Source organism: Gryllotalpicola reticulitermitis, assembly GCF_042651345.1.
Lineage (GTDB): Bacteria > Actinomycetota > Actinomycetes > Actinomycetales > Microbacteriaceae > Gryllotalpicola > Gryllotalpicola reticulitermitis.
Genome location: NZ_JBHSCN010000003.1, coordinates 66,318 through 93,120, shown reverse-complemented (window position 1 = coordinate 93,120; position 26,803 = coordinate 66,318). Strand labels below are relative to the sequence as shown.

Genomic DNA, 26,803 nt, shown 5'->3' with positions numbered 1-26,803 from the left:
TCACCGGCCAAAAGAGACTCGGTCATCGGGGGATCGCGGATCCCTGGTTGCCGGCGCGCGCGGACGCGATCATGGGTTCATGGACCGCACCGCTCTCGCCGACTTCCTGCGCCGCCGCCGAGGCGAGCTGCAGCCGGGCGACGTCGGCCTGACCGCGGGCGCCCGGCGACGGGCACCCGGGCTGCGCCGCGAGGAGGTCGCCGCGCTGACGGGAATGTCGGTCGACTACTACACGCGACTCGAGCAGTCGCGCGGGCCCCAGCCCAGCGAGCAGATGCTGTCAGCGCTGGCACGCGCGCTGCGGCTCAGCGACGACGAGCGAGACTATCTGTTCCGTGTCGCCGGTCACTCGGCTCCGGACCGGTCGAGCGCGCTGCCGCATGTCGCCCCCGCGCTGCTGCGGGTGCTTGATCGTCTCGAGGACTCGCCCGCGCTGATCCTCTCGAACCTGAGCGAGGCGCTGGTCGCGAACCGCCTGGCGGTCGCGCTCTTCGGCGACTTCACGAACCGGACCGGCTTTGCGCGCAGCGATGTGTGGCGCTGGTTCATGGAGCCGGATGCGCGGCTCCTCTACCCGGAATCCGATCGCGGCCGACAGAGCAGCGCGCTCGTCGCCAACCTGCGCGCCGCGTACGGCGCGATGGGCCCGCGGTCACGCGCCGGTGACCTCCTGCGCGCCCTGCAGTCCGCGAGCGATGAGTTCGCGGCACTGTGGGCGAAGCACGAGGTCGCGCGGCGCTTCGAGGACCACAAAGTGCTGGTCCACCCCGAGCTGAGGCCGATCGAGCTCGACTGCACGGTGCTGTTCACCGAGGACCAGTCTCAAGCCCTGCTCGTGCTCACCGCTCCCCCGCGCAGCGACGGCTGGGAGAAGCTGCAGCTGCTCGGCGTGGTGGGCACTCAGCGATTCGGGGGCTAGCCTGCTCAGTCGTCCGTGACGGTGATCGTCACGTCGATGTTGCCGCGGGTGGCGTTCGAATACGGGCAGACCTGATGTGCGGCGTCGGCCAGCGCCTGCGCCTCATCGTGCGGCAGATTCGGGATCGTGATCTCGAGCTCGACAGCCAGCTGGAAGCCGCCCTGACCGTTCGGGCCGATGTGGACGCGCGATCCGACCGTCTCGTCCTCGAGCTTCACCTTCTGCGCGCGGGCGACGCCGAGAAGTGCCGAGTGGTAGCACGCGGCATAGCCGGCGGCGAACAGCTGCTCGGGGTTCGCGCCGTTGCCCGAGCCGCCCATCTCGGTCGGAATCGCCATGTCGAGGTCGAGTCGGCCGTCGATCGTGGTGACGTGGCCATTGCGGCCCTCGCCGGTCGAGAGCGCTTCTGCGGTATATAGCGTTTCCATGATTCGTCCTTCGTCTTGTTTCGTCTCGTAAGGCTTGGTTGTCGGAGGTCAGGCTTGGTTCGAGCGGCTCATGCGCTCGCTCAGCTTCTTCGCGAGCGCGAGCAGCTGCACGTATTCGTCGTGGTCGAGCCCGGTGCGTTCGCCGAAGCAGCGGGGCACGTCGGCGAGCTCGTCGCGCAGGGCGCTGCCCGCATCTGTCAGCGTCAACTCGACGACGCGCTCGTCACTGGCCGCACGCGTACGGGTGACGAGACCACGCCCCTCGAGCCGCTTGAGCAGCGGTGAGAGCGTGCCGGAGTCGAGGCCGAGGAGCTCGCCGAGCCGCCCGACCGTCAGGTGCTCGTCATTCCACAGCGCGGTCAGGGCGAGGTACTGGGTGTAGCTCAGCTGCCATGGCGCGAGAAGGTCACGGTAGACCTGGCCGAACTGCCGCTCGACCGAGTACACGGCGAAGCAGAGCATCGGATCGAGCGCTTCGGCTGCGGTGGGCATGACTTGATCATTGCACGCAATTAGATTGCGTGCAATATAAATCCGGATTCTGCGTCGCGAGCGGTGGCTGTGCCAACTTCGGGGGGTGGGGTCATCACTCCAGCACACCCACACTTGAATCGGGCACGCGGTCGGATGAGCCGGACGATGAACCGGCCCGCGAAAGGAACCCGTGCGCCACCGCGTCCTCGCCGTCCTCGCCGCTGCCGGCATCGCGGCGTCACTGCTCACCGCTGTGCCCGCGATCGCCGCCGCGCCCGCACCGCAGACGGCGAAGGCGGCAGGCTCCGGTCACGAGCATCCGACTGTCACGGGCATCCGCCACTCCGCTCGGATGGGGTCGTACGCACCCGCTCGCTTCCAGGCCCAAGCAGCCAAGCTGCCCGCATCGCTCGATGCGCAGCTGCGCGCAAAGCTCGGAATCACACCGGCCGAGTTCCTCGCCGACGGGCAAGCCGCCGCCGACGCCGCCAAGGTGGTGGCTGACCTCCGCTCCGAGGGCGTCGGCGTCACCGGCTCGATGATGCACGGGACGGCGCTCACGGTCTCCGTCAAGGACGCCGCGGATGAGGCCGCCGTCACGGCGGCGGGAGCGAACGCCACGATCGCCGCGCCGCAGCCGATCAAGACGGTCCTTACGAAGCCGATGACCGGCCCGGCCGACGGGTCGAGCCCGCTGCAGGGCGGCGACCTGTGGTTCACCGAGACATCGGCGGATTCGGGCACCGAGTGCTCCGTCGGCTTCACGGGCTTCGACAAGATCAGCCATGCGCGTGAGTTCGTGACCGCCGGGCACTGTGCCGACACCGTCGACATGGGCGGCGACCCGTCGATCGACGGCAAGGTGTACGCCGCTGAGGACAACACCCCCGTCGGGTACGACGAACCGCTCGAACTGCAGGGTCAGCTCGGCACACTCCAGCAGTCGAGCTTCAAGGCCGGCGGCGGCTATGACTCCGGCCTGGTGTCCATCACCGACAGCCACGCGACCACGCCGGGCACAGTGACGACCTGGGGCGCGACTGACGCGAGCGTCGCCAGCCAGGGCTCGCAGTCGGCGGGCCTCGCCGTTCCGGTCGTGGGCGCCGCCGCAGCCATCGCGGGCGAGGACATCTGTCACTCCGGCGCCCGCACCGGGTGGCAGTGCGGCACCGTGCAGGCCCCGTACGACGTCTCGTACACCTGCACCGACACGCCGGTCCCTCACAGCACGACCGCGTACGCCGACAGCGACTGCCCGAGCGGCTATTTCCAGGCCGTCGACACGATCGACACGGATGTCTGCGACCTGCCCGGCGACTCGGGCGGTGCCTTCGTGGCAGGTGACTACGCCGTCGGAATCGAGAGTTCCGGCGATGACACGCCCGCCGGCGACAGCGGAGCCGCTTCCAACACGTGCGCCGGCGTCGCCACGACGAGCCCGTACCCGATGGTCGGCTCGCAGCCGGGCGAGAAGTCCGTTGCGACGCAGCAGCCGAACTTCGTGCTGGGCGTTCCCGAGCCGGCCACGAGCCGCACGCTCCTCGTCGACGGGTCGGGGAATCCGACCGGGATGTCAGGCGTGCTGACCTTCGCCGACGGCACGCCCGGCGCAGCCGGGACCCCGGTTTCCCTGTCGATCGACGGCGTCGCCGTCGGCAGCACGACGAGCTCGGCCGACACCGAGGGGAACCAGACCTGGCAGTTCGCGCTATCCGGACTCGCGAATGGCGCGCACAACTACACGGTGACGGTCGGCACTGGTCCGTCCGCGACGAGCTCGACGGGGACCTTCGACGCGCCCCTCAGCGCCGGGGCGCCGGTCGTCACCGGCACGGCGGGCGCCAACCGCACCCTGACGGCCACCGCGCCAGGCGCTTCCGCCCACGCGACCCTCGCGTACCAGTGGGTCGATCTCGGTACCTCCGGCACGGCCGATGCGCCGATCAGCGGTGCGACCAAGGCGACGTATACGCCGGCCGTCGCGCTCGTCGGTCATGAGCTCGCGGTCGAGGTGATCGCGACCGAGCTCGGCGCCACCGTCACGGCGACCAGCGCGCCGACCGCCGCTATCAGCACCGAGCCCGCCGTCGCCGGTGTGAGCGTCACCGGGATCCCCGCGGTCGGCCGAGTGCTGACGGCGTCCCCGATCGATGCCCCGGCGGGCGCGGCGCTCGCGTATCAGTGGAGCGCGAATGGCGCCCCGGTCGACGGCGCTACGAACGGCACCATCACGCTCACCGCGCCCGAGCAGGGCGACGTGATCTCCGTATCGGTCACTGCGACCGCAGCCGGGTACATCGATGCCACGGTGACCGGCGCGGCAACGGCACCTGTCGCCGCAGGGTCGTTGACCACGGGCGCGGTTGCGATCTCCGGAACCGCGAAGGTCGGGCAGACCCTGACGGCGAAGCCCGGAACCTGGACCGCGGGAGCCGCCCTCACCTACGCCTGGAAGACCGGCAGCACGACCGGGTCGGGCAAGACGTTCGCCGTGCCCGCCACCGCGTACGGCCAGAAGGTCACGCTGACCGTCACGGGCACGCTCGTCGGGTACACGACAGCGTCCAAGTCCGCGAGCGTCACCGTTCCGACCTACGCGGGGCCGGCAACCACCCGGCTTTCCGGCGCCGACCGTTATGCCACGGCGGTCGCCGTGTCGAAGAACTCCTACCCGAAGGGCGACGCGAAGGTCGTCGTCATCGCGTCGGGGGCGAACTTCCCTGACGCGCTCGGCGCCGCGCCCGCGGCTGTGAAGCTCGGCGGCCCGCTGCTGCTGACCCAGCCGACGTCACTGCCGTCGGTCATCAGCGGAGAGATCAAGCGACTGAAGCCGCAGCAGATCATCATCGTCGGCGGCCCGAGCGCGGTCAGCAGCGGCGTCGCCGCCTCTCTCGGCCGTCTCGCGCCCGTCACCCGCGTCTTCGGCGCCGATCGGTACGCCACCTCGCTCGCCATCGCGAAGTACGCCTTCGGCAGCCGTGCGGTGCCGTCCGCATTCGTCGCCACGGGCCAGGCCTTTCCCGACGCCCTGTCGGCGAGCGCCTACGCCGGGTCGAAGGGCATGCCGGTCGTTCTCGTGAACGGGACGAGCAGGACCGTTCCATCAAGCCTCACGGCGTGGCTGAAGAGCGCCCACACGACTTCGGTGAGCATCGCCGGCGGCACCACCGCGGTCTCGCCGGGGATCCAATCAGCACTCACCGCGGCTACGCGGCACACCGTCGAGCGCTTCGGCGGCACGGACCGATACGCGACCAGCCAGCTGATCGACAACCAGTTCGGCAACGCGCCGACGGCGTATCTCGCAACCGGCGCGAACTTCCCGGACGCACTCACAGGCGCCGCCGCGGCAGGCAAGGCCGACGCGCCACTGTTCATGGTCCAGAGCACATGCGTTCCGCGCGCCGCACTCAATTCGTTCACGAAGTGGAAGACGACGACCGCGAAGGCGCTGGGAGGCACCACCGTTCTGACCTCGGGCGTCACCTCACTGCGCGCCTGCAGCTGAGTGCGCAGCGCTGGCGCAGCTTTGCCGGCGGTGCACTGGCGGCGGTTGTCTGGCGGCGGTTCTCTGACCGCGGTGCTCTGGCTGCAAGGCCGGCGCAGCTTTGCCGTCGACGCCGGCGACCCGATCCAATGTCGGTGGTCACTGATTGAGTGTTCCCATGCCACCCGCGATCACGTTCGAGGTCGACGCCGACATGTCGGCGGCGGCGCTCGGTGCAGGCTGGCAGGCCGATGAACTCGAGCGAATCTGCGCGGGTCGGCGTGAGATCGCGCGGCTCGAAGCCCAAGAGGTACGGATGCTTGCGGGGCTGCTGCTCGAGGCCGAGGGCTCAGCCGCGGAAGACTGCGTCGACGCGGGTGATCCCGCCGAGGTGACGCGACTGCATGACCTCAAGGTCAGGTCGATCGCGACCGAGCTCGCAGCGTCGCTGACGTGTTCGTTGCGGGCAGCCGAACAGCGGCTCGGCGAGGCCTGGACTCTCGTGAACGAACTCTTCGACACGCTCAGCGCGCTCGAGGCCGGCGAGATCTCCCGAGCGCACGCGCACGAGATCGTCGCTGAGACGGCGCATCTCAGCAGCGGCCGTCGCGTGGCCGAGGGCGAGCTGCTGCCGTGGGCGAAGGAACTGGCCGTGTCGCCATTCCGACGCAAGGCGAAGCAGGTGCTCGAGACGCTCGAAACCGAGTCGTTGCGGAAGAGGCACGAGCGCGCGCTGGCGAAGCGCCGGCTGACGTTCAGCGCTGGGCGCGATGGAATGGCACACCTCGATGCCTACATCGGCGCGGCCGACGCCGCCCGTCTGCAGACCGGGTTCGAGAACGCGGCACGCGAGGCCCGCGCCGCCGGCGACGTGCGGACCGTAGCGCAGCTCGAGGCCGACTTCGCGGTCGAGTTGCTGCTCAACGGCCAGATCACCATCGGCAAGGTCGCCGACGCAGAGGCGGCGCCGAGCCCCGTCACTGTCAAAGAGCGCGCGCCTGTGACGGTCGACGTGCTCATTCCCGCATCGACGCTGGCCGGGCACGATGGCGAGCCCGCACTGATTCCGAGCTTCGGGGTGATCGACCCGAGCAGGGCACGCGAACTCGTCGCGACGGCGCCGAGCCTGCGGCGCATCCTCACCGACCCGATCAACGGCGCGATTCTCGATTTCGACCGGAAGAGCTACCGCGTCCCGGCGCAGCTCAAACGAGTCATCCGCTTGCGAGACGGCCATTGCCGCGCGCCGGGGTGCTCGGCTCCGCTGTCGAACTGCGAGATCGACCATTCGAACGCATACGCGCGGGGCGGCACGACCGCGCTCGGCAACCTCGCGCATCTCTGTGCGAATCACCACCATCTGAAACACGAGGCCGGGTGGTCGCTCACGCACTACCTCGACGGAGTTCTGGAGTGGCGCGCACCCTCGGGCCGGGCGTACCGCACCCACCCCGACGTCAACGTGCCTGCCCCACCGCGGGAGCGGACCGACTCATGGGCGCCGCCCGAAGGCGAGCCCGAATGGTCGCCATTCGACCTCGACGAAGACGACGATGCGGACGCACGGGTGACGGTGCACGCAGACGTCGCCGCGGATGCAGACGATCACCCAGACCCAGACCCAGACCCGGCCCCAGACCCGGCTTAGCCAGCACGCCAGCCGAGCATGTCGGCCCCCGCAATCACGGCCCGTGCGTGGTTACGTGTCGCGCGAGCCTACGAGTCGCGCGGTTACGAATCGTGCGCAGCTACGAGCCGTGCTGGACGATGTTGACGATCGTGCCGTCCGGGGTGCGCACGTAGAAGCGGCGCACACCCCACGACTCCGTGCGCAGCGGCACGATGATCTCGTAGCCGCGCTCCTGAGCTTCCGCGTAGGCGCCGTCGACGTCGGGCGTGTGGACCGAGATCGCCGGATTGACCGGGGCCGAAGCATCCGTCGTCACGAGCTGCACGCGGGCGTCCACGTCCGGCGAGGTGTATCGCGCGACCCAGCCGAGGTTGAACTCCTCGACGCTCAACCCGAGGAACTCGGTGTAGAACCCTTTCGCCGCGTCAATGTCGGCGACGTGAAGGTCGGGCATGATGCGGATGACGCGCATCAGCGGTCCCGGAACGGGGTGAAGAAGTCCCGCAGCTCCTGCGCGTAGAGCTCCGGCACCTCGAACGCCGCGAAATGGCCGCCCGCTTCCGGCTCGGTGAAGTAGGCGAGGTTTGTGGTGCGTTCGAGCCAGGCACGCGGCGGCCGCACGACGTCGCCCTGGAAGATCGAGAAGCCCGACGGCACGTCGACGTGGCGCGCGAGCTGCTCCGGCGCGATCAGGGAGTTGGCGTGATACATCCGCATCGACGAGCCGATCGTGCCCGTGAACCAGTAGATCGAGAGGTTCGTCAGGATCTCGTCGCGGCTGTAGTGCTCGAGCCCGCGGTCGCTCCACGAGTGCAGCTTCTCGACGATCCATGCGGCGAGGCCGGCGGGCGAGTCGTTCAGCCCGGCCGCGGCCGTATTCGGCTTGGTGCGGTGGATCGCGGCGTAGGCCCCCTCAGCGGCGCTCCACGCCCGCGCGCCCTCGATCCAGTCGCGTTCCTCAGTGGTGAGCGCGCTGACGTCGACGCCCGGTGCCGGCAGCCCGGCATCCGTTCGATGCACTGCGATCACCCGCTCGGGGAAGTCGAGGGCGAGGTAGCGGCTCACGTGCGACCCGAGGTCACCGCCGGCTGCGAAGAAGCGCTGATAGCCGAGGCGCGTCATCAGCTCGGCCCACAGGGCCGCGACCTCGCGGGAGTTGAGCGGTGCGCCGACGGGCGCATCGGAGTACCCGAAACCGGGGATGTCGGGGACCACCACGGTGAAATCCCGGGCCAGCAGTGGGATGACCTTGAGGTAGCGCCAGAAGGAATCCGGCCAGCCGTGGGTGAGCAGCAGTGCGGGCGCAGCGTGCTCGCCGGCGGCGTTGCCATTGCCAGCCCGGTCGCCGTCGCCGTCGCCGTCGCCGTCACCGTCGGCGACAGCATGAATGACGTGGATGCCTTGACCGCCGACCTCGACGAAGGAGCGCGGCAGCCGGTTCAGCTCCTCCTCCTGCGCCGTCCAGTCGAACCCGTCCGCCCAGTAGGCCAGCAGCTCGCGCAGATACGCATGGTCGGTTCCCAGCTCCCACCCGCTGTCATCGACGGTCGGCGTCCACCGCGTCGCGCGCAGGCGTGCGCGCAGGTCTTCGATGAGGGCGGGATCAGTGCGCGGCGCGAAGTCCATGCGGCCAAGCTAGCTTCACGCGAACCGGCCGCCTAGCGTTCTTGGCCGCGGCGCGATCGGCAGCGTACGTTTACGGTGTGACTGTCACCTCCCTGCTGGAACTGACCATCAAGCCCGAGCGCCTCAACGATGCGGAGCGCATCATCGATGAGACGCTCGTCGCGACCCGCGGCTTCGCCGGAAACCTCGGTTGCACCGTCGCCGTCGACACCGAGAACCCGACGCACTACGTCATCGTCGAGCGGTGGGAGTCACTCGCGGCGGACGACGCCTACCGTGCTTTCCGTAGCACTCCCGAGGGCGCGAACGAGCTCGGTGACATCACGAGCGCCCGGGTTCTGGTGCGCTACACCGACGTGTCCGCCTGAGTCCGACGACCGCCTAAGCACACGGCGCCCGGGCACACGAGTTTCAGGCAAGCCTCCCAGGCCGCCGCACCCTCGACGTGTCGCACGCCCGGCATAGGGTCGAAATATGCGTGCTGTCGTGTACTCGGAAAAAGGCCCTGCGAGCGTTCTGCGATCGGTCGAGCGGCCAGTACCTGAACCGCGTATCGGCGAGGTGCGGGTGAAGCTGGCTCGCGCGGGCGTGAATCCGACCGACTGGAAGGCCCGCTCGGGGGGCACCGCTCGCGGCGACTTCGCCGAGATCACGCCCGGGCAGGACGGCGCGGGCACGATCGACGCCGTGGGCCTCGGCGTTGATGGCCTGTCGGCCGGTGACCGCGTCTGGCTCTACCTCGCGCAGCATCAGCAGGCGTACGGCACCGCGGCCGAATACGTCGTCGTGCCGGCCGAACGGGCCGTGCGGCTGGCGGACTCCGCCTCGTTCGACCTCGGCGCGTCGCTCGGCGTCCCCGCCGTCACGGCGCATCGGGCGCTCACCTCGGGTGATGTCGCACGGCTGTCCCCCGGCGCGTTCGCCGGGCGTCACGTTCTCGTGCAGGGTGGCGCGGGCGCCGTGGGCAACGCTGCCATCCAGCTCGCGCGGTGGGCCGGAGCATCCGTCATCACCACCGTCAGCAGCGCCGACAAGGCAGCACTCGCCCGCGCGGCCGGCGCGCATCACGTCGTCAACTATCGCGAGACGGATGCCTCGGCCGCGATCCGCGAGCTCGCACCCGACGGCGTCGACCAGATCGTCGAGGTGGCGCTTGCGACGAACAATGAGCTCGACCAGTCCGTGATCGCGAACGGCGGGACGATCGCGTTCTACGCGGACAACGGTGGTGGCACGGTATCCATCGACCTGCGCCCGACGTTCTCGCTCAACCTGCGCTACCAGGGTCTGCTGCTCTACACGCTGGCGGCCGAGCACCTGCGGGCCGCCGCCGCGGACTTGAGCGCGGCCATCGCCGACGGCGCTCTGCTGGTCGGCGACGACGCCGGGCTGCCGCTGCACCACTTCTCGCTCGAGCAGACGGCCGCTGCCCACGAGGCGGTCGAGCAGGGCGCTGTCGGCAAGGTGCTCATCGACATCGAGTAGCCGAGGCGGCGCCGCGCGGGCCGGTGCGTCAGGCAGGCGCGGCGCCGGCACCCGGCCTCAGCACAGGAATCCGGCCTCAGCACAGGAATCCCGGGTCAGCACAGGAATCCCGCCTCAGCGGGGTGGAGTCACCGGGCCGAGTGCGACGACCGTCGAGTACGCAATCCGGTCTCCGTTATCCGGCTCGCGCTCGGCATTCGCGGCGCCGATCCTTCGCCACTTCGACTGCACCTCGTCGAGCTCGGCCTCGAACTGCACGGCCTCGTCCTTGGTGAGCAGCGCACCGCCGAAGTGAGCTGCCGAGTGCATCGAATCGTCCGCGTCGAACTCGCCCGCGGCCAATCGGCGCAGCCAGTCGAGCCGCGCCGCGACGAAGCCGGCGATCCCGGGGTCGGCGCTGAGGTCCTCGATGAACAGGCCGCCATGCGTCACCGCCTCCCAGACGCGATCGCGCTTGTCACGCGCCTTCTCCGGCACCTCGCGAATGAGGCCCGCCTTCGCGAGAACTCGCAGATGGAAGCTCACTGAGTTCGCCGGCTCCCCCAGCCACTTCGCGAGGTCCGCCGCCCGCGCATGATTGCGCACGGACAGCTCCACGATGATGCGCTGCCGTAGCGGGTGCGCGAATGCTCGCAGCATCTCGGGATCGCTTACCAGCAGGGCCGGCTGATTCCAGGCGTCGTCCTCGGCCATGCGCCGAGCCTACAGCGACGCGCACGACGCATTGCGCACGCTTAATTGCGCAATCTTTGTTGCGTAACTACGCTGTCGCCATGACCAGCACGCAGCCCGCACCCGCCCTGTGGCGAAACCGGCCCTACCTCCTGCTCATGTCCGGCAAGACGACCCAGCTCGTCGGTGAGGGCATGGGCGCGTTCGCCGCGCCGCTGGTCGCCTATTCGCTCACCCATTCGGTCGTGCTGGCGGGCCTCATCGCCGCCGTCGGCGAGGGCGGCAGTCTGCTCGCAACGCTTCCAGCGGGGGTCATCGCCGACCGCGTGGACCGGCGCCGCCTGCTCATCGCGGCTTCGGTCTTCGGAACGCTGCTGTGGGCGTCGACCGGTGCGCTCGCCATTGCCGGACGGCTGACGGGCTGGCAGCTCGCGATCGCGCTGTTCGGGGTCTCCGTCGTGACCGCTGTCTTCAACGCGACCGAGACCGGCGCCATCCGCGCCGTCACTCGGCCCGAGCAGCTCGCGTCGGCAATGGCGGCCATCCAGGGGCGCAGCGCGGTCGCGCAGCTGATGTCCGGCCCGATCGGCGGCCTGCTCTACGCCGTCGCACGCGCGGCGCCGTTCGCAGCGGCCGCCGTCGGGCACGCGGCGGTCGTCGCGTGCACCTGGCTCGTGCGGGCGCCGCTCAACGGCGAACTGAGCGAGGCGCGCCGCGGTCACCCGATCACGCAGCTCGCCGAGGGCATCCGCTTCTTCACTGCGGTGCCCGTGCTGCGCACCTCGCTCTGGCTCGTGATGCTGATCAACCTGACGGTCAACGGCGCGCTCGTCGCGGTCAATCTGGAGCTCGTGCAGACCCACACCGCTCCCCTGCTGATCGGGCTGCTCGACACCGTCGCAGGCGGGGTGATGCTGCTCGGCGCGGTCGCCGCCCCGGCGCTCATGAAGCGATACCCCGCAGGCCGGCTCGCCATCGTCGGACTTGGAGCCATCGCCGCGGGCTTCCTCGGCATGGCCGTCGCGCACAGCTACGGCGGCTACGTCGGCTTCATGGCCGTCGCGTGCGTGCTCATCCCCGTGGTCAACTCGGGCATCGGCGGGTACATCACGGCGATCGTGCCGGACGCTCTGCAGGGTCGCGTCGGCTCCGTCAACTCGCTCGGCTATCTGGCCGTCGCCCCGATCGCTCCCGTGGTCGCGAGCATCGCCCTCGCCGGCCTCGGGATCGCGGGGACGCTGTGGTGTTTCGCCATCGGGCTCGCCGCGGGTGTCGTCGCGATGACACTCGTGCCCGAGATCCGCCGCATCGGGAAGCCGGACAGCTGGGGCGACGACGCCATCGAATGGCCGCGCGCCTGAGCGGCTGCCGGGCCGAGGGCCGCGCGCCTGAGCGGCTGCCGGGCCGAGGGCTGCGCGGCTGAGGCGAACACCGCTCGCATGCAATCGCACGGCCGCGGGCACCTGACCGGCATGAGCGACTCCGCAACCCCAGCCGCACCGACAAAGCGCACCGCGATCGTCACCGGCTCCGACTCAGGGATAGGACGGCAGACGGCCGTCGCGCTGGCCGAAGCCGGGCTTGACGTCGGCATCAGCTGGCACAGCGACGAGGACGGCGCGAACGAGACCGCGCGCCTCGTGCGCGAGCACGGCGTGACGGCAGAGGTGACGAGACTCGATACGACGGATGCCCCGGACTGCGGCGGCGTGATCGATGAGCTCGTCGGGCGCCTCGGCGGCATCGACGTGTTCGTCAACAACGCCGGCATCAACGGCGGCCCCGCCTTCTTCGACACCGACTGGGACACCTGGCGCAGGACACTCCTCGCTGACCTCGACGGAGCGTTCGTGTGCATTCAACGCGCCGCACGGCACATGGTCGACCAGGGTCGTGGCGGCCGCATCATCGCCGTGACGAGCGTGCACGAGCACCAGCCCCGCGTCGGATTCGCTGCCTACGACGCCGCCAAGCACGGCCTCGGCGGCCTCATCAAGACGATCGCACTCGAGCTCGCGCCCTTCGGCATCACAGCCAATGCCGTCGCGCCGGGTGAGATCGCGACGCCGATGAATGATGCCGATGCCGAGGATGCGCACGACACGCACCGTCCCGGCATCCCGCTCGGGCGACCAGGTGACCCGCGCGAGGTCGCCGACGTCATCGCGTTCCTCGCATCACCGCACGCGAGCTACGTCACCGGCGCGTCGTGGGCCGTCGACGGCGGCATGCTGCAGATGGGCCCGCAGGCCGGCTCGCACCTGACCAGCGACGACTGGCGGAATGGCAGCTGAGGGCGCGCATCACACGGTCCAGCCACGTCACACGGAGCAACACAACGCAACACTGTGACCGATTCGGTTGGCGCCGCACGGCCCGGCGGCGAGGGTGATCGTGATGAACGCCGTGCCCCTCGAAAACGCTGTGCCGCTCGAAAACGCCGTGCCCCTCGAAAACGCTGTGCCGCTCGATTTCGACGACTTCCGCGCTCGGCTGCGAGAGGTGCTCGCAGACATCCGCGACGACGCCGTCGCGAGCGAACGCGATCACCGGCTGCTGCACGATCGCGTGCGCCAGGTGCTCTCATACGGATTCGGCGCCCTCCGGTTGCCGCGCGAACTCGGCGGCGCGGGCGCCACGTTCACCCAGGTGATCGAGACCGTCATCGAGCTCGCCGAAGCCGATTCGAACCTCGCGCACGTCTTCCGCGGCCACGTGGCCCACGTCGAGACACTGCTTCAAGACGGCGGCGCCGAGCTCGCCCGCTGGGCACCGCGCTTCCTCGCCGGCGAGCTTGTCGGGAACGCCCAGGCCGAGCGAGGTGCGACCGCCGACATCTCGACGCAGATCAGCCGCGACGAGGGTGGAACCCGCCTCAACGGCACGAAGTACTACACGACCGGCAGCATCTATGCCGACTGGATCTACCTCGTCGCCGCCGACGGCGACGGCCACTCGGGTGTCACGGTCTCGGCGACAGCACCCGGTGTGCGGTCCATCGATGACTGGGACGGGGTCGGCCAGCAGCTTACCGGCAGCGGCACGACCGTGTTCACCGACGTCCCGCTCGGCGATGAGGACATCGTCGTGCTCGGCGCGGAGGACGGATTCCGCAGCCGCTTCCTGTCGAGCCTCTTCCAGCTCTACCTGCTCGCCGTCGTGGCGGGCATCGCACAGGCGATCGTGCGCGACACCGTCGCCTTCGTGGTCCCGCGCCGACGCATCTTCGGGTACGCCGGTGAGACCTTCCCCCGCGACGACGCGCTCGTGCAGTCCGTCGTGGGCGATCTCGCGGCGTCCGCCCACACGGCTCGCGTCCTGGTGCTGGCGAGCGCCGCGGAAATCGATGCGGTGCTCGCCGCGCGCGCTGCCGGCGACGACGTCGAGCAGCGGATCGTCGACGTGCAGCTCGGCGTCTACAAGGCGCAGCAGGTCGTGCTGCGCACCGTCGTCGCCGAAGCCAGCGAGCTGTTCGAGGTCGGTGGGGCATCAGCCGTCTCGCGCTCGGCCGCACTCGACCGGCACTGGCGCAACGTGCGCACCATCGCCTCCCACAACCCGGCGATCCAGCGCAGGCGGGCGATCGGCGACTACGTGTTGAACGGACGGGCACCACAGCGGGCGCGAGCCACACCCACGACGGCGGATGCCTCGACCGAGCCTGGCAGCACGAGGGCCGCCGGATGACGGCGGGGTGGGCTCACGGGTGGGCCGGACGGTTCGAGGACCGCTTCACGTCAAGCTTCGCCGAGGTCGGTGCCGGTGCCGTGGAACGCGAGCGCACCCGGACGCTGCCCTACGACGCCGTCGAGACCCTGCGCGCGAGCGGCCTCACCCGAGTCTCCGTTCCCACCGAGTTCGGCGGCCTCGGGGCGAGTGCGGCCGAAGTGTTCGAACTGCTCGCGCGGCTCGCCACCGAGGACTCGAACGTCGCGCAGATCTTCCGCTCCCACTTCGCGCTCGTCGACCGGCTCGTCTCGACCCCCGCCGACCCGCGCCGGGAGCGCGTGCTGCGCCTCATCGGCGGCGGCGCGATCTTCGGCAACGCCTCGCACGAACGCAGCTCCGCCGAGATCGGTTCCCTGTCGACCCGGCTCACACGTGATGACGGCGGCTGGCGTCTCACCGGAACCAAGTACTACAGCACGGGAACACTGTTCGCCGACTGGGTAGCGGTGTCGGCGCAGGGCGAAGACGGCGAGCGGTTCGGCGTGATCGCCCCGACGGATGCCGCAGGCACGCGGCGCATCGACGACTGGACGGGCTTCGGCCAGCGCCTCACCGGAAGCGGCACAACGGTGTTCGACGAGGTCGAGATCGCCGACGAGGACGTACAGCGTCGTGGCACCGGCGTGACCGAGGAGACTCACGACTCGTCGTTCCTGCAGCTCGTGCTCCTCGCATCCGCTGACGGCATCGGCCGTGCCATCGTGCGCGACGCGGTCGACTTCGTGCAGCGCCGCACGCGGGTGTACAGCCACGGCAGCGGCGAGACGGCACGCCAGGACCCGATCGTGCAGGAGACGATCGGCGAACTGTCGGGCCTGTCGTATCAGGCTGCGGCGGCGGTGCGGACCGCGGCCGGTGCGATCGCGGCCGCGAGCGAGGCCGGTGCGGCCGGGCATCCGTCTGCGGCGCTCTCCGAAGCCGCGAACGAGGCGACGACCGCCGCCCAGCTCGTGGTCTTCCCCGCGGTGCTGCGCGCCGCGACTCTGCTGTTCGAGGTGGGCGGCGCCTCCGCCACCGACACCGCCCGCGGCCTCGACCGGCACTGGCGCAACGCCCGCACGATCGCCTCGCACAACCCGGCCCGCTACAAAGCCCGCGCTCTGGGCGATGCCCTGCTCAACAGCACTGGGCTCGCCGGCTTCTGGAGCACAGGGGAATCCCGCGCCGCAAGCCCGGCCGGAATGTGACGACACACTTCTCAACGTTGCGACACACCGTTTTCGTCAGCGTCGCGCAGCCCCCAGAGTGAGGTTCTGCCCCAATCACGTTTCCAACCCAAGGAGCCTCGCGATGTCTGAAACCGCCGCCCCTCAACTTCCTCCCCAGCTTCCCGCCCGCAGGCGCCGCCGCACCGGGCTGATCTGGGGCATCATCGCGGCGATCGTCGTGATCGTCGTCGTCGTGGTGCTCGTCGTCGCGAACGGGTCGAAGGGTGCGGGCGCAAGCGGTGCCAAGACGGTGTCGATCGGCACGAGCGACGCCTCCGACCCGACCTGGACGATCTACAAGAAGCTCGCCAAAGAGAAGTACAACGTCGACATCAAGCTGGTGAACTTCAGCGACTACAGCCAGCCGAACCCGGCGCTCGCGCAGAACCAGATCGACCTGAACGAGTTCCAGCACATCGAGTTCCTCGCCGTCTACAACGTGACGAACCACCAGGACATCCAGCCCATCGGCGCGACCGTCACCGTGCCGCTGCCGCTCTACTCACTCAAGTACAAGAGCGTCGCCGACCTGCCCGCGGGCGCCAAGGTCGCGATTCCGAACGACCAGGTGAACCAGGCCCGCGGCTTGCTCGTGCTGCAGTCGGCCGGACTCGTCACCCTGAAGAACGGCGGCACCGCCTTCTCGACCGTGAACGACATCACCTCGAAGAAAGTCACGATCGAGACCCTCGACGCCGCACAGACGGCCCCCGCGCTGAAGAACGGCGCGGTCGACGCGTCGATCATCAACAACAACTACGCGGTGCTCGCCAAGCTGCCGACGAGCGACGTGATCGCCAAGGACGACCCGAGCAGCGAGGCCGCTCAGAACTACGTCAACTTCTTCGCCGCCCGCAAGGCCGACATCCACAACAAGCTCTACCTGGAGCTCGCCGCGCTGTACCACAACCCGGCCGTCGAGGCCGCGGCGCTCAAGGAGTCCGGCGGCACCGCGGTGTTCAGCAAGCTGACGCCGGCGCAGCTGCAGGCGCAGCTGAAGAAGACCGAGGCGGATGCTCGAGCGGCGGGAATCGGCAAGTAGTGGCCGCCCTCGTCCGGCTGCAGAACGTCACGAAGCAATACCGCACCCCGAACGGCACGGTGACCGCGGTCGACGCCGTCGACCTCGACGTCGAACAGGGGGAGATCCTCGGCGTCATCGGCTACTCGGGTGCCGGCAAGAGCACTCTGGTGCGCTTGATCAACGCGCTGGAGAAGCCGACGGATGGCACGGTGCACGTCGGCAACGACGAGCTCACCGCACTGCCGGAGCGGCGCGTTCGGGCGGTGAGGCGCGAGATCGGCATGATCTTCCAGCAGTTCAACCTGTTCAACTCCCGCACCGTCGCCGGTAACGTCGCGTACCCGCTGAAGCTCGCCGGGGTCGGGCAGCCCGAGCGCGACCAGCGCGTCGCCAGGCTGCTCGACTTCGTCGGACTGCTCGAGAAGGCGCACAGCTTCCCCGACCAGCTCTCGGGCGGTCAGAAGCAGCGGGTCGGCATCGCCCGTGCGCTCGCGACCGATCCGAAGCTGCTGCTCGCGGACGAGGCGACCAGTGCCCTCGACCCGGAGACGACAGCCGACGTGCTCGCCCTTCTCAAACGGGTCAACCGGGAACTCGGCATCACGATCGTCGTCATCACGCACGAGATGGACGTGATCCGTACGATCGCCGACCGGGTCGCGGTCATGGACAACGGCCGCATCGTCGAGCTCGGTTCCGTCTACGACGTGTTCTCGGCTCCCTCGACGCCGACGGTGGCCCGCTTCGTCGCGACCGTGCTGCACGACCGGCCGTCGCCCGAAACCCTGAGCCGGCTGCGCGCGGCTCACCCCGGGCGGCTCGTCACGGTGAAGGTGCTCGACCAGAAGGGCTTCACCGGCCTGCTCTCGCGCGTCTTCGCCGAGCACCACGTCGAGAACCAGATCGTGTACGGCGGTATCAGCGAACTCCAGGAGCGGTCCATCGGCGCCCTCACCTATGAGCTCACGGGGCCTCAGGCATCCGTCGACGGCGCCCTCGCCGCCCTCACCGCGCAAGGCATCGACTACGCCGAAGAGCGAGTGGAGGACAACGCATGAACGAGTTCATCAGCGACCTGCCGACGTTCTATCAATCGATCTGGCAGACGCTCGTCATCGTCTTCGTGTCGCTCATCTTCTCGGGCGTCCTCGGTCTGCTGATCGGCATCGTGCTCTACGGCACGCGGCCGGGAAACCTGATCGAGAACCGCGTCGCGTACGCGATCACCAATGTCGTCGTCAACATCGTGCGCCCGGTGCCGTTCATCATCTTCGTGTCGGCCATCGTGCCGCTGACCATCAGGGTCATGGGCACATTCATCGGCGTCAGAGGAGCCGTCTTCGCGATCTCGCTCGGCGCCGCCTTTGCCGTCGCGCGCATCGTCGAGCAGAACCTCGTCGGCGTCGATCCAGGCGTGATCGAGGCGGCGCGCGCAATGGGCGCGGGGCCGATGCGGATCATCTTCACCGTGCTGATCCCCGAAGGCCTCGGCCCGCTCATCCTCGGCTACACCTTCGTGTTCGTGGGGCTCGTCGACATGTCTGCGCAGGCCGGTGCGATCGGCGGCGGCGGCCTCGGCAACTTCGCGCTGACGTACGGTGTGCAGCGGTACAACTACCCGGCGATCTACATCACCGTGGCGGTCATCATCGTGCTCGTGCAGCTGGGACAGTTCTTCGGCAACTACCTGTCGCGCAAGGCGATGCGGCACTGAGCATCGCCCGAACCGGGTACGAACCAACCGATGACTGCGCGGTTGATCGAGTTGGAACGCGGGGTGGTCGGGGTCACCGCACACGGAGACCCCGCCGCACGACGTGTCGTGCTGCTGTGCCATCCGACGCCAGGCGCATCTGACTTCGACCCTGACCCCGTCGTCACCGGGGCCGGCGATGTGCGGCTCGTCGGCGCGGACCGGCCGGGGTACGGCTCGACGAGCGCGGCGATCGCCGAGGCGGGCGTGCCCGAGGCAGCCGAGCTCGCGGCGCTCGACGAGGCGGTGCAGGCCGGCGCCCATATCGCGGGGGTGGTGGGCTGGGGCTTCGGCGGCCTTATCGCGCTGCGGGTCGCCGCGGCGCGCCCCGAGCACGTGCGGCGGGTGGCCGTCGTGCAGGCGCCGCGCCCGCGCAGCAAGCTGAACGGGCTGGTCGCGCGCCGCTCGCGCGCGTGGATGCTGCAGCACAACGACCCGACTATGGCGCTCGCCGCGCTGCACGGGGGCACGCACATCGAGGCGCTGTCGGTCCTTGGCGTGCGTCGAGCGGACCCTGATCTACGCCAACCCGGTGTTCCCGAGCGGCTCGGGCGGATGCTTTCCGACGCGGCTCGCGGCGGCCTCACCGGCGTCGCGTTCGACCGTCGCGCGCAGCGACGCGGCGACTGGAACGACATCGCGGGTCGCGTTCGCGCGCGCACCTTGGTGGTGCACGGCGAACGCGACCCGCGAATCGGGCCAGCCGACGCCAGGTGGTTCCGGCGCCGGCTCGATCGAGCAGAAGTGGAGACGGTCATCGAGGCCGGACCACTGTCGATCGTGACGTACTGGGCCCGCATCCTCGAGTTCGCGGTGCGCGGGTAAGCCGCCTCCGTGCCGGTCGCCGCTAGGCGACGGCCGCCGCGAGAACCTGCTCCGCCGCCTCGGCGGGTGCCTCTGCCCAGAGCCCTTCGAGGTAGCCGCTCGAGACCACGGTGCCGAAGTTCTTCGCGACCCCGCGCACCGAGGCGTCGTGTGCCGCCTGGTCGTAGCTGGCGGCGCAGTCGTCGACCAGCGTCACGTAGTACTCGGCGAAGAGGCCGTCGCGCAGGCTGGACTCGACGCACACTTCGGTGGCGACGCCGGTGAACAGGAGCGACTCGACGCCGAGCGTCGTGAGCACGATCTGGAGGTTCGTGCCCACGAAGGCCGAATAGCGGTACTTGTTGACCACGAGGTCGCCGGCGACCGGGCCGACCTCATAGAAGTCGGCGCCCCACGTGCCGGTCCGGCAGGTGATGCTCGAGCGGTTCTTGCCGGGCTCGCCGTGGCGGTTGAGCCACTGCGGGCTGTCGTTGGTCTCGTCGTGCAGCGTTTGGATGAAGATCACCGGCAGGCCGGCGCCGTGCGCCGCGTCGATGAGGCCCTGCAGCCGGGGAACCATGGTCACCGCAGCGCTGACGTCGTTGCCGATCTTGCCGAGCGAGCCGTCGGGGCTGCAGAAGTCGTTCTGCACGTCGACCACGATCAGGGCCGCGTGAGCCGGGTCGTAGCGGAAGGGAAGGTCAGTCATCGCAAGTTCCTCGCTTTCAATGCTTCGTTGGGTGGGAGGTCAGTTCGAGTTCTTCGGCAGGTAGGACAGATCGAGGATGTTCGCCGCGGTGGCCGGGTTCGACGAGTCCTGCAGCAGGCCGGACTGGCGCGCGACCGTCAGGTCGACCTTGAGCGCGGCATCGGTGATGCCGATGCCGTCCCAGTCCTTGTCGGCGTAAGTGCGGGTGAGCGTCGACTGGATCAGCGATGGCGACATGGTCGGGAACTCCTTCTCCGCGATCTTCTGAGCACCCGCATGGTTGTCGAGCACGTAGCTCATGCCCTGTGCGAGGGCCGCGTCGAACTTCTTGACCGTCGCCGGGTCCTTCTTGACGTTCGCCTTGGAGGTGACGATGTCGGAGTAGGCGAACTTGCCAAGCGTGGCCGGCAGGCTCATGATCGGCTGGCCCCAGATGCCCTCTGAGATGCCCTCGCTCAGCACCGGGTCGCTCGTCGCGGCGATGTCGGCCTGGTCGGACTTGAGCAGCGAGAGCTCCGAGCCGCTGACGTCGTTGTTGATGATCTTGACGTCTTTGCTCGGGTCCATGCCGAGCTTCTGCAGCTCGTAGAGGGTGTCGATCTCGACTGACCCGCCGTGCCGGCTCGCCGCGATGCGCAAGCCCTTGAGGGAGGCTGCAAGGTTGTTCGGGTCGATCTTCACGCCCTTGCGGGCGACCCAGTACACATTGGCGCGATCGACGACACCGCCGATGGCCTCGAGCTGCGCGCCCTTGGCGTTGGCGATCGCGGCGGACTCGATGCCGCCGATGAAGCCCCACGCGTTGCCGCTGAGCACAGCGTTCACGTGTGCCCCGCCGGTCAGCGTTGTGGTCTGCACGTCGAGACCCTGCTTCTTGAAGTAGCCCTCGTCGATGGCGGCGTAGAGCGGCAGGTACCCGATGCCGTGCACCGGCTCGGCGATGACGATCTTCTTGGTGCCGCCGGAGGACGATGCGGATGCCGAGCCGGAGCATCCGGAGAGGGCGACGGCCGCCGCCGCGAGCAGTGCGGCGGTCGCGACAAGCTGTTTTTTCACAGGGTTCTCCTTAAGAGTGCGGTGCAGGGGTTTTGGTGCGGTGCAGGGGTGTTTGTGCGGTGCGGATAGGGATGCGGTGCGCTCAGCCCTGAATCAGGCGGATGAGCACCCGCTCGACGATGCCGACCACCACGTAGAGCAGCAAGGCCATGACCGCGAGGGTGAAGACGCCGACCCAGATGAGCGACATGTCGAAGGTGGAGGCGGCGAGCTGGATCATCCGGCCGAGGCCGCTCTGCGACCCGATGTACTCGCCGACGATCGCGCCGGTCAGGGCGAGTCCGATCGAGACGCAGAAGCTCGCGATGATCGCGGGAAGCGTCGCCGGGACGACGACCTTCGCGAACACCTGCCACCGGCTCGCGCCGAGCGAGTACAGCAGCGTCTGCTCGTCGCGGTCGACGCGCCGTACGGCGCTGTGGGCGTTGAGGATCTGGATGATGATGACGATCGCCGTCGCCATCGCGACCTTCGACGAGAGGCCGATGCCGAGCGCCAGCACGATCATCGGCGCGAGCGCCAGCTTCGGCATCGCCTCGAGGGCGATGAGCAGCGGCTCGGCGACCTTCGCGTAGAAGCGCGACCACCAGAACGACAGGCCGATGGCGGCGCCGCCCGCCACACCGATCACGAACCCGAGGATCGTCGATGTGAAGGTGAAGCGGATGTCGGCGATCATCGTGCCCTTCGTGATGTTGGTCACGAACGACCGCCAGATCATGCTGGGCTTCGACCAGAAGAACACCTTGACGATGCCCGCGTCGGCGAGCAGCTCCCAGGCGATCACGATGCCCACGACGATCGCGACGACCGTCACGGCGATCTTCCAGTTCGCCGGCTCGCTCGGGAAGAGGGCACCGCGGCGCCGGCGTGCGGTGCGCCGCGGCAGTCCGACGAGCGAGTCCAGCGCCTTCGAGCGCGGCGTGGAGGTGACGACAGGGGTACCGGGAATCGTGGTCATGAGAGAGCGCCCTTGGAGGTCTCGGCCCCGCCGTCGCCATGCAGCAACGACAGGATGCGGGTCTTGTATGCGACGAACTCGTCGCTGGTGACGACGGCCGACTTGCGCGGCCGGCTGAGCGTGATCGGGATGTCGGCGATGATCCGGCCCGGCCGGGCCGACATGACGATGACGCGATCGGACAGGTACACGGCCTCGTCGATGTCGTGCGTGACGAAGACGACGGTCTTCTGGAAGTCGTCCCAGAGATCGAGCAGCCACTCCTGCATCGTCGCCCTGGTCTGGGCGTCGAGCTTTCCGAACGGCTCGTCGAGCAGGATCAGGTCGCGGTTGAACAGCACCGTGCGCAGGAGCGCCGCGCGCTGACGCATGCCGCCGGACAGCTGATCGGGGCGGTGGCCCGCGAAGTCCTTGAGCCCGTATGCCTCGAGGAACGGCATCGCGATCTCGCGCGCCTTCTTCTTCGGCACACCGGAGATCTCCATGCCGATGATGACGTTGTTCAGGATGCTGCGCCACGGCAGCAGCAGGTCTTTCTGGAGCAGGTAGCCGACGTGGCCTTGCTGGCCGACGATGTTCTCGCCGTTGATCCTGACCGAGCCGGAGCTCGGCAGGTCGAGGCCGGCGATGATGTTGAACAGGGTGCTCTTGCCGCAGCCGCTCGGACCGATGATCGACAGGAACTCCCCCGGCTGCACCGTGAACGACGCGCGGTCGAGCGCGACCGTGGCAGCGCCTGAGGTCGACGGGAACTCGCGTGAAACGCCGTCGATAGTCAGTTCGGCGCGTCCGGTGCGGGCTGGGGCTTGCGGGGCGATGGTCATTGGAGCCTCCGATGGTGCGCGGGACGATAGGTACTACCGTCGCGGTGAGCCGTTTCACCCGAATCTCGGCTCGATTGCCCACCGGTAACTTGTTCATGGGCCTTAGACAGTTACATCACGGCTAAGGTGTGCCCATGGTGCTGAAGGGCATGATGACGAGGCCGAGCGGGTCGCATCGCGATCATCTCGTGATGGCGGCGATCGCTCTGAGCAACCAGCTCGCCCCCGGGTTCTCGAACGGCGTGCGGTACGCGCCGCCCGACGACCCCGACGAGGCCGTGGCGATCGCCAACGAGCTGTGCGACCGCTTCTACCAGAAACAGGTCCAGTTCGTTCCGACCGAGGTCGAGCGGCTCGCGGTTCTCGCGACCCGCCTGCATGGCGTCTTCCTCGACCTCGCACGTCGCGACCTGCCCACCGCCGTGCCGAAGATCAACGAGCTGCTCTCCGAGTACCCGGCCCGCCTGCACCTCTCCAGCGAGCCGCCGTGGTCCCTGCACTACCAAGACCACGCGGTGACCGCCGTCGAGGGCTGGCAGATCGGATGCTGCGCCGCCCTCGCCTCGTGGATCTCATCCGGTGCGACCCAATACATCTCGCGGTGCCAGGCCGAGCGGTGCGACCGTGTCTTCTTCGACGACACCCGCAGCGGCACCCGGCGGTTCTGCACCCCGCGCTGCCAGAACCGGGACAAGGTGCGCGCGTATCGGCTGCGGCAGGCGATCGCGCAGTCGAGGTGAGCGGATGCCTCGCGCCAGGCATCCGCTCTGTAACTGTCTAAGCCGCTGACACAAGTTACGCGGGGGCAACCCTGCCGAGATTCCGGTGAAACCCCCTGCGACCACCGTGGTGCTCACCCCCCTCCCAGCAGAAGGAGCACAGCGTGTCCGAGTCGAAGCGCGTCCGAATCGCCCATCTGAGCGGCCCCACGGCGACCATCCAGAACACTCCGCCGCTCGTCACGTCGAACAAGGCGCGCGAGAAGCACGGCCTGCCCGCGCTCACCGACGACGCGGGCGCCCCGCTGAAGTTCGACGCGCTTCGCGCACAGCGCCTCGCGGCTCCGGCCACGGTGTACGTCGAGCAGTTCTCGGCTCACCCGCTCGAGAAGGACGCGGCGGAGCTGTACGGGGAGCCCGACGGCTATGTCGGCGCCGATGGCGTATTTCGCGCGGCACCGGCGTCTGAGGCCGACAAGCCGGTCTATGCCATCGAGCTCGCACCGGAAGACGGCCTGTACCCGCTGCCGTACATGGCGGTACAGGCCGACGGATCGGCGTGGGAGGAGGAGATGGCGGTCGCACTCGGGCCGGCCAGCGCCGCCCGCCAGGGGTTCTTCCCCGACGGCTCGCGCAGCTTCGAGGAGATCGACCGGCTCGGAATCGAGGAGGGCGGCACCGCCAGCCCGATCTCCTCGCGTGCCGACGTCGACTTCTACCGCGTCGCACCGCCGGCCGGGTACACCAAGGGGCTCTCAGCCCAGGAGCGCACCGACGTCGGCGAGGGCGACATCGCGCCCGAGGCGCGCGGTGTGCACTTCAACGGCTACAAGCCGGTGCACCTGTCGACCGTGCCGGCACGCCCGGCGCTCGCGAAGATCACGAACGACGTGCAGGCGATCGCCGACAGCGGCGACTACGACGGCTTCATCTGGACTCAGGGCAGCCCCCAGGTCGAGGAGACCGCGTATTGGTTCAGCCTGCTGATCGACACGACGCACCCGATCTGCGGCAATGCTGCACAGCGCCCGCAGGGCATGATCAGCAACGACGGGCCCAAGAACATCGTCGACTCGATCGCGTTCATCCAGTCGCGGAAGTGGGAGGACGCGGACGGCCGCAACCGCTGCGGCGTCGTCGTCATCGAAGAGCAGCAGTACTTCGCGGCGCGCGAGGTCTACAAGAGCGATGCGCGCCCCGGCAACTACCGCGCCACGGGCGGCCACGGCGGCATCATCGGCCAGACCAGCCATGCCGGCGCCGTCTCGCTGACGTACCTGCCCGCCTACAAGCACACCTACCTGTCCGAGGTCAACACGTCGAAGCTGCCGGCGGCCGTGTCAGCCGCGACGCGCACCCCGAACGGCATCGAACTGGTCGAGGTGGCGATCAAGGACTTCGACGGGAAGATCACCGAGGACGCGATCCCCTCGGTGTCGATCGTCAAAGAGGGCGGTTACTTCGACGAGGACTACGGGGTCGGGCCCGACGACCTGCCGATCCTCACCGCGACCATCGAGCAGAAGCTCGGGCTCGGCCGCCTCGCGGGCATCGTCATCGAGGGCCTCGTACCCTATGGCCGGCTCCCCTCCAAGGCGTCGGAGGCCCTGCTGCAGCGCGCCGTGTTCAGCGGCATCCCCGTCGCCCGTGTGGGCCGCGGCGCGCCGGAGGGTTTCGCCGACCCGACGCCGTTCACGATCGCCGGCTCCAACCTCACGTCGATCAAGGCGCGACTGCTGCTGATGGCGAGCCTCATGAAGCTCGGCTCGCTGCCGATCGCCGCCGACCCGGCGAACCCGACCGCCGACGAGCGTGCTGCGACGATCGCGGCCGTGCGCCGCTACCAGGAGCTGTTCCTTACCCATTGACGCCCAGAATCGACAGCGAGATGACTTCCACATCAGTCGGCGCGCTCCACCCGCGCTATACCCACCGCTACCTGATTCTCGGCATCTGCTGCATGAGCCTGCTCGTCGTCTCGATGGACTCGATGGCCGTCAACGTGGCGCTGCCTTCGATTCGCCGGGACTTCGGGTCTTCCGTGTCCGGGCTGCAGTGGACCATCGACGCGTACACCCTGGTTCTCGCGAGCTTCCTGATCCTGTCCGGCTCGACGGCCGACCGCATCGGGCGGCGCAGCACCTTCCAGCTCGGCCTCGCGATCTTCACCCTCGGCTCACTGCTCTGCAGTGTGGCACCCGGGGTGGGCTGGCTGGTGGCATTCCGCATTCTGCAGGCGCTCGGCGGCTCCATGTTGAACCCGGTCGCGATGTCGATCATCACGTCCACGTTCGGCGACCCTCGCGAGCGCGCCCGTGCGGTCGGCGTGTGGTCGGCGGTCGTCGGCGTCTCGATGGCGATCGGGCCGCTCGTCGGCGGGGCGCTGACCGACTCGGTCGGGTGGCGAGGCATCTTCTGGATCAACATCCCCATCGGCATCGCCGCGATCGTCCTCACGTTCCTGTTTGTGCCCGAGTCGCGCTCGGGGCGCAGGCGCCGCTTCGACCCGCTCGGCCAGTTCCTCATCGTCGGGATCCTCGCGGGTCTCGTCGCCGCTCTCATCGAGGGACCGGGGCTCGGTTGGACGAACCCGATCACCATCGGGCTGTTCGCGCTGTTCGTGGCCTCACTCGTCGGCTTCATCGTGTGGGAGACCCGCCGCACGGAACCGTTGATCGACCTGCGGTTCTTCCGCAGCATTCCCTTCTCGTCGGCTGTGCTCACGGCTCTCGCGGGCTACGCGTCCAACGGCGCGTTCCTGTTCCTCATCACGCTCTACCTGCAGGACGTGCGGGGCCTGAGCGCGTTCCAGGCGGGCCTGCACACCCTGCCGATGGCCGTCGCGCAGGTGATCATGTCGAACGTCTCGGGCCGCCTGGTGGGGTCTCGCGGCACCCGCCTGCCATTGATGCTGAGCTCCACCGCGCTCGGCGGCGCCGCCCTGATCCTCACCGGCCTGTCACCCGTGACCCCCGTCCTCGTCGTCCTCGCCGTCTTCCTCATCTACGGCGTCGGCCAGGGTCTGCTCAACGCACCGATCACGACGACCGCGGTGTCGGGCATGCCGCGTTCCCAATCGGGGTCGGCGGCAGGCATCACGTCGACCGCCCGCCAGGTCGGAACCTCCCTCGGCGTCGCACTGGCGGGCACCCTCACGGGCATCGGCGCGAAGTCGGAGGTGACCTCCGCGTTCACGCAGCACACGCACCGGATGTGGTGGGCGATGCTCGGCCTGATGGCCGTCATCTTCTTCCTGGCGTGGCTTTCGACATCCGCTGTCGGTCGACGCAGCCGC

At 69.0% G+C, this 26,803-nt stretch carries 24 protein-coding genes and 1 pseudogene; 16 read left to right on the top strand and 9 right to left on the bottom strand.

All coding sequences use genetic code 11. The annotated features are described in order from the left end of the window. The first annotated feature begins 79 nt into the window (after positions 1–79). Positions 80–919 carry a helix-turn-helix transcriptional regulator gene (locus ACFOYW_RS04370; protein ID WP_390227468.1) on the top strand — a complete coding sequence of 280 codons (840 nt, stop codon included), beginning with the start codon at positions 80–82 and terminating at the stop codon, positions 917–919. Between the two features lie 5 nt (positions 920–924). Here the strand turns inward: ACFOYW_RS04370 and ACFOYW_RS04365 are convergent, their stop codons facing one another. Then, positions 925–1,347: an organic hydroperoxide resistance protein gene (locus ACFOYW_RS04365; protein ID WP_390227467.1), complete on the bottom strand. Its 423-nt coding sequence runs from the start codon at positions 1,345–1,347 to the stop codon at positions 925–927. A gap of 48 nt (positions 1,348–1,395) precedes the next feature. Continuing rightward, positions 1,396–1,839 carry a MarR family winged helix-turn-helix transcriptional regulator gene (locus ACFOYW_RS04360; RefSeq protein ID WP_390227465.1) on the bottom strand — a complete coding sequence of 148 codons (444 nt, stop codon included), beginning with the start codon at positions 1,837–1,839 and terminating at the stop codon, positions 1,396–1,398. Positions 1,840–2,011: 172 nt separating this feature from the next. Here ACFOYW_RS04360 and ACFOYW_RS04355 point away from each other — a divergent pair, with 172 nt between their 5' ends. Together ACFOYW_RS04355 and ACFOYW_RS04350 are read left to right on the top strand one after the other, a co-directional pair. Next, on the top strand, positions 2,012–5,329 hold the full coding sequence (locus ACFOYW_RS04355) for a cell wall-binding repeat-containing protein (RefSeq protein ID WP_390227464.1): 3,318 nt from the start codon (positions 2,012–2,014) through the stop codon (positions 5,327–5,329). A 157-nt stretch (positions 5,330–5,486) separates the two neighbouring features. Beyond that, on the top strand, positions 5,487–6,956 hold the full coding sequence (locus tag ACFOYW_RS04350; protein ID WP_390227462.1) for an HNH endonuclease signature motif containing protein: 1,470 nt from the start codon (positions 5,487–5,489) through the stop codon (positions 6,954–6,956). Between the two features lie 100 nt (positions 6,957–7,056). On the opposite strand, the gene ACFOYW_RS04345 is transcribed toward ACFOYW_RS04350, so the two are convergent. Together ACFOYW_RS04345 and ACFOYW_RS04340 are read right to left on the bottom strand one after the other, a co-directional pair. After that, positions 7,057–7,392, bottom strand: a complete 336-nt coding sequence (locus ACFOYW_RS04345; RefSeq protein WP_390227460.1) for a VOC family protein — start codon at positions 7,390–7,392, stop codon at positions 7,057–7,059. A 17-nt stretch (positions 7,393–7,409) separates the two neighbouring features. Then, positions 7,410–8,564, bottom strand: a complete 1,155-nt coding sequence (locus ACFOYW_RS04340) for an epoxide hydrolase family protein (RefSeq protein ID WP_390227459.1) — start codon at positions 8,562–8,564, stop codon at positions 7,410–7,412. A gap of 77 nt (positions 8,565–8,641) precedes the next feature. On the opposite strand from ACFOYW_RS04340, the gene ACFOYW_RS04335 reads away from it, so the two are divergent. Both ACFOYW_RS04335 and ACFOYW_RS04330 read left to right on the top strand, forming a co-directional pair. After that, the gene (locus ACFOYW_RS04335; RefSeq protein ID WP_390227458.1) at positions 8,642–8,932 is read left to right on the top strand and encodes a putative quinol monooxygenase; all 291 of its coding nucleotides are present in this window, start codon (positions 8,642–8,644) and stop codon (positions 8,930–8,932) included. A 106-nt stretch (positions 8,933–9,038) separates the two neighbouring features. After that, the gene (locus ACFOYW_RS04330) at positions 9,039–10,049 is read left to right on the top strand and encodes an NADPH:quinone reductase (protein ID WP_390227457.1); all 1,011 of its coding nucleotides are present in this window, start codon (positions 9,039–9,041) and stop codon (positions 10,047–10,049) included. A gap of 114 nt (positions 10,050–10,163) precedes the next feature. On the opposite strand, the gene ACFOYW_RS04325 is transcribed toward ACFOYW_RS04330, so the two are convergent. Next, a complete protein-coding gene (locus ACFOYW_RS04325; protein ID WP_390227456.1) occupies positions 10,164–10,742 on the bottom strand; it encodes a helix-turn-helix domain-containing protein in 579 nt (192 codons plus the stop codon). An 80-nt stretch (positions 10,743–10,822) separates the two neighbouring features. On the opposite strand from ACFOYW_RS04325, the gene ACFOYW_RS04320 reads away from it, so the two are divergent. From ACFOYW_RS04320 to ACFOYW_RS04285, 8 genes are all read left to right on the top strand, one after another. After that, positions 10,823–12,082, top strand: a complete 1,260-nt coding sequence (locus tag ACFOYW_RS04320; RefSeq protein ID WP_390227455.1) for an MFS transporter — start codon at positions 10,823–10,825, stop codon at positions 12,080–12,082. 111 nt (positions 12,083–12,193) lie between these two features. After that, positions 12,194–13,015, top strand: a complete 822-nt coding sequence (locus tag ACFOYW_RS04315) for an SDR family oxidoreductase (protein ID WP_390227454.1) — start codon at positions 12,194–12,196, stop codon at positions 13,013–13,015. Positions 13,016–13,118: 103 nt separating this feature from the next. Next, positions 13,119–14,408, top strand: coding sequence for an acyl-CoA dehydrogenase family protein (locus tag ACFOYW_RS04310; RefSeq protein WP_390227453.1), 1,290 nt, complete (start codon positions 13,119–13,121; stop codon positions 14,406–14,408). Next, a complete protein-coding gene (locus tag ACFOYW_RS04305) occupies positions 14,405–15,637 on the top strand; it encodes a hypothetical protein (RefSeq protein WP_390227452.1) in 1,233 nt (410 codons plus the stop codon). The genes ACFOYW_RS04310 and ACFOYW_RS04305 overlap by 4 nt, the downstream gene beginning before the upstream one ends. A 103-nt stretch (positions 15,638–15,740) precedes the next feature. Further along, positions 15,741–16,700, top strand: coding sequence for a MetQ/NlpA family ABC transporter substrate-binding protein (locus ACFOYW_RS04300; RefSeq protein WP_390227451.1), 960 nt, complete (start codon positions 15,741–15,743; stop codon positions 16,698–16,700). Then, positions 16,700–17,740 (top strand): methionine ABC transporter ATP-binding protein, encoded by a 1,041-nt coding sequence (locus ACFOYW_RS04295; RefSeq protein ID WP_390227450.1) that lies wholly within the window; start codon positions 16,700–16,702, stop codon positions 17,738–17,740. Before ACFOYW_RS04300 ends, ACFOYW_RS04295 begins: the two co-directional genes overlap by 1 nt. Beyond that, the gene (locus ACFOYW_RS04290; protein WP_390227449.1) at positions 17,737–18,396 is read left to right on the top strand and encodes a methionine ABC transporter permease; all 660 of its coding nucleotides are present in this window, start codon (positions 17,737–17,739) and stop codon (positions 18,394–18,396) included. The genes ACFOYW_RS04295 and ACFOYW_RS04290 overlap by 4 nt, the downstream gene beginning before the upstream one ends. A gap of 30 nt (positions 18,397–18,426) precedes the next feature. Continuing rightward, positions 18,427–19,260, top strand: coding sequence for an alpha/beta fold hydrolase (locus tag ACFOYW_RS04285; RefSeq protein ID WP_390227448.1), 834 nt, complete (start codon positions 18,427–18,429; stop codon positions 19,258–19,260). Positions 19,261–19,282: 22 nt separating this feature from the next. Here ACFOYW_RS04285 and ACFOYW_RS04280 read toward each other — a convergent pair whose 3' ends face one another. The 4 genes from ACFOYW_RS04280 to ACFOYW_RS04265 all read right to left on the bottom strand — a co-directional run bounded on the left by ACFOYW_RS04280 (position 19,283) and on the right by ACFOYW_RS04265 (position 22,789). Next, on the bottom strand, positions 19,283–19,948 hold the full coding sequence (locus ACFOYW_RS04280) for a cysteine hydrolase family protein (RefSeq protein ID WP_390227447.1): 666 nt from the start codon (positions 19,946–19,948) through the stop codon (positions 19,283–19,285). A 39-nt stretch (positions 19,949–19,987) separates the two neighbouring features. Next, positions 19,988–21,004, bottom strand: a complete 1,017-nt coding sequence (locus ACFOYW_RS04275; protein ID WP_390227446.1) for an ABC transporter substrate-binding protein — start codon at positions 21,002–21,004, stop codon at positions 19,988–19,990. An 82-nt stretch (positions 21,005–21,086) separates the two neighbouring features. Further along, positions 21,087–21,965, bottom strand: a complete 879-nt coding sequence (locus ACFOYW_RS04270; RefSeq protein WP_390227445.1) for an ABC transporter permease — start codon at positions 21,963–21,965, stop codon at positions 21,087–21,089. Then, on the bottom strand, positions 21,962–22,789 hold the full coding sequence (locus tag ACFOYW_RS04265) for an ABC transporter ATP-binding protein (RefSeq protein ID WP_390227444.1): 828 nt from the start codon (positions 22,787–22,789) through the stop codon (positions 21,962–21,964). Before ACFOYW_RS04265 ends, ACFOYW_RS04270 begins: the two co-directional genes overlap by 4 nt. A gap of 134 nt (positions 22,790–22,923) precedes the next feature. Here ACFOYW_RS04265 and ACFOYW_RS04260 point away from each other — a divergent pair, with 134 nt between their 5' ends. From ACFOYW_RS04260 to ACFOYW_RS04250, 3 genes and pseudogenes are all read left to right on the top strand, one after another. Then, positions 22,924–23,529, top strand: coding sequence for a CGNR zinc finger domain-containing protein (locus ACFOYW_RS04260; protein WP_390227443.1), 606 nt, complete (start codon positions 22,924–22,926; stop codon positions 23,527–23,529). A 143-nt stretch (positions 23,530–23,672) separates the two neighbouring features. Beyond that, complete coding sequence (locus ACFOYW_RS04255; protein ID WP_390227442.1) at positions 23,673–25,376, top strand: asparaginase domain-containing protein; 1,704 nt, start codon at positions 23,673–23,675, stop codon at positions 25,374–25,376. Positions 25,377–25,396: 20 nt separating this feature from the next. Beyond that, positions 25,397–26,653, top strand: a pseudogene (locus tag ACFOYW_RS04250) (DHA2 family efflux MFS transporter permease subunit); the annotation flags it as partial. Positions 26,654–26,803 lie beyond the last annotated feature (150 nt).

Bases quoted from the DNA above. Each gene is read 5' to 3' on its own strand.
- ACFOYW_RS04370 (WP_390227468.1), top strand. From the start codon at position 80: ATGGACCGCACCGCTCTCGCCGACTTCCTGCGCCGCCGCCGAGGCGAG.
- ACFOYW_RS04365 (WP_390227467.1), bottom strand. From the start codon at position 1,347: ATGGAAACGCTATATACCGCAGAAGCGCTCTCGACCGGCGAGGGCCGC.
- ACFOYW_RS04360 (WP_390227465.1), bottom strand. From the start codon at position 1,839: ATGCCCACCGCAGCCGAAGCGCTCGATCCGATGCTCTGCTTCGCCGTG.
- ACFOYW_RS04350 (WP_390227462.1), top strand. From the start codon at position 5,487: ATGCCACCCGCGATCACGTTCGAGGTCGACGCCGACATGTCGGCGGCG.
- ACFOYW_RS04345 (WP_390227460.1), bottom strand. From the start codon at position 7,392: ATGCCCGACCTTCACGTCGCCGACATTGACGCGGCGAAAGGGTTCTAC.
- ACFOYW_RS04340 (WP_390227459.1), bottom strand. From the start codon at position 8,564: ATGGACTTCGCGCCGCGCACTGATCCCGCCCTCATCGAAGACCTGCGC.
- ACFOYW_RS04330 (WP_390227457.1), top strand. From the start codon at position 9,039: ATGCGTGCTGTCGTGTACTCGGAAAAAGGCCCTGCGAGCGTTCTGCGA.
- ACFOYW_RS04325 (WP_390227456.1), bottom strand. From the start codon at position 10,742: ATGGCCGAGGACGACGCCTGGAATCAGCCGGCCCTGCTGGTAAGCGAT.
- ACFOYW_RS04320 (WP_390227455.1), top strand. From the start codon at position 10,823: ATGACCAGCACGCAGCCCGCACCCGCCCTGTGGCGAAACCGGCCCTAC.
- ACFOYW_RS04315 (WP_390227454.1), top strand. From the start codon at position 12,194: ATGAGCGACTCCGCAACCCCAGCCGCACCGACAAAGCGCACCGCGATC.
- ACFOYW_RS04310 (WP_390227453.1), top strand. From the start codon at position 13,119: ATGAACGCCGTGCCCCTCGAAAACGCTGTGCCGCTCGAAAACGCCGTG.
- ACFOYW_RS04305 (WP_390227452.1), top strand. From the start codon at position 14,405: ATGACGGCGGGGTGGGCTCACGGGTGGGCCGGACGGTTCGAGGACCGC.
- ACFOYW_RS04300 (WP_390227451.1), top strand. From the start codon at position 15,741: ATGTCTGAAACCGCCGCCCCTCAACTTCCTCCCCAGCTTCCCGCCCGC.
- ACFOYW_RS04290 (WP_390227449.1), top strand. From the start codon at position 17,737: ATGAACGAGTTCATCAGCGACCTGCCGACGTTCTATCAATCGATCTGG.
- ACFOYW_RS04285 (WP_390227448.1), top strand. From the start codon at position 18,427: ATGACTGCGCGGTTGATCGAGTTGGAACGCGGGGTGGTCGGGGTCACC.
- ACFOYW_RS04280 (WP_390227447.1), bottom strand. From the start codon at position 19,948: ATGACTGACCTTCCCTTCCGCTACGACCCGGCTCACGCGGCCCTGATC.
- ACFOYW_RS04270 (WP_390227445.1), bottom strand. From the start codon at position 21,965: ATGACCACGATTCCCGGTACCCCTGTCGTCACCTCCACGCCGCGCTCG.
- ACFOYW_RS04265 (WP_390227444.1), bottom strand. From the start codon at position 22,789: ATGACCATCGCCCCGCAAGCCCCAGCCCGCACCGGACGCGCCGAACTG.
- ACFOYW_RS04260 (WP_390227443.1), top strand. From the start codon at position 22,924: ATGGTGCTGAAGGGCATGATGACGAGGCCGAGCGGGTCGCATCGCGAT.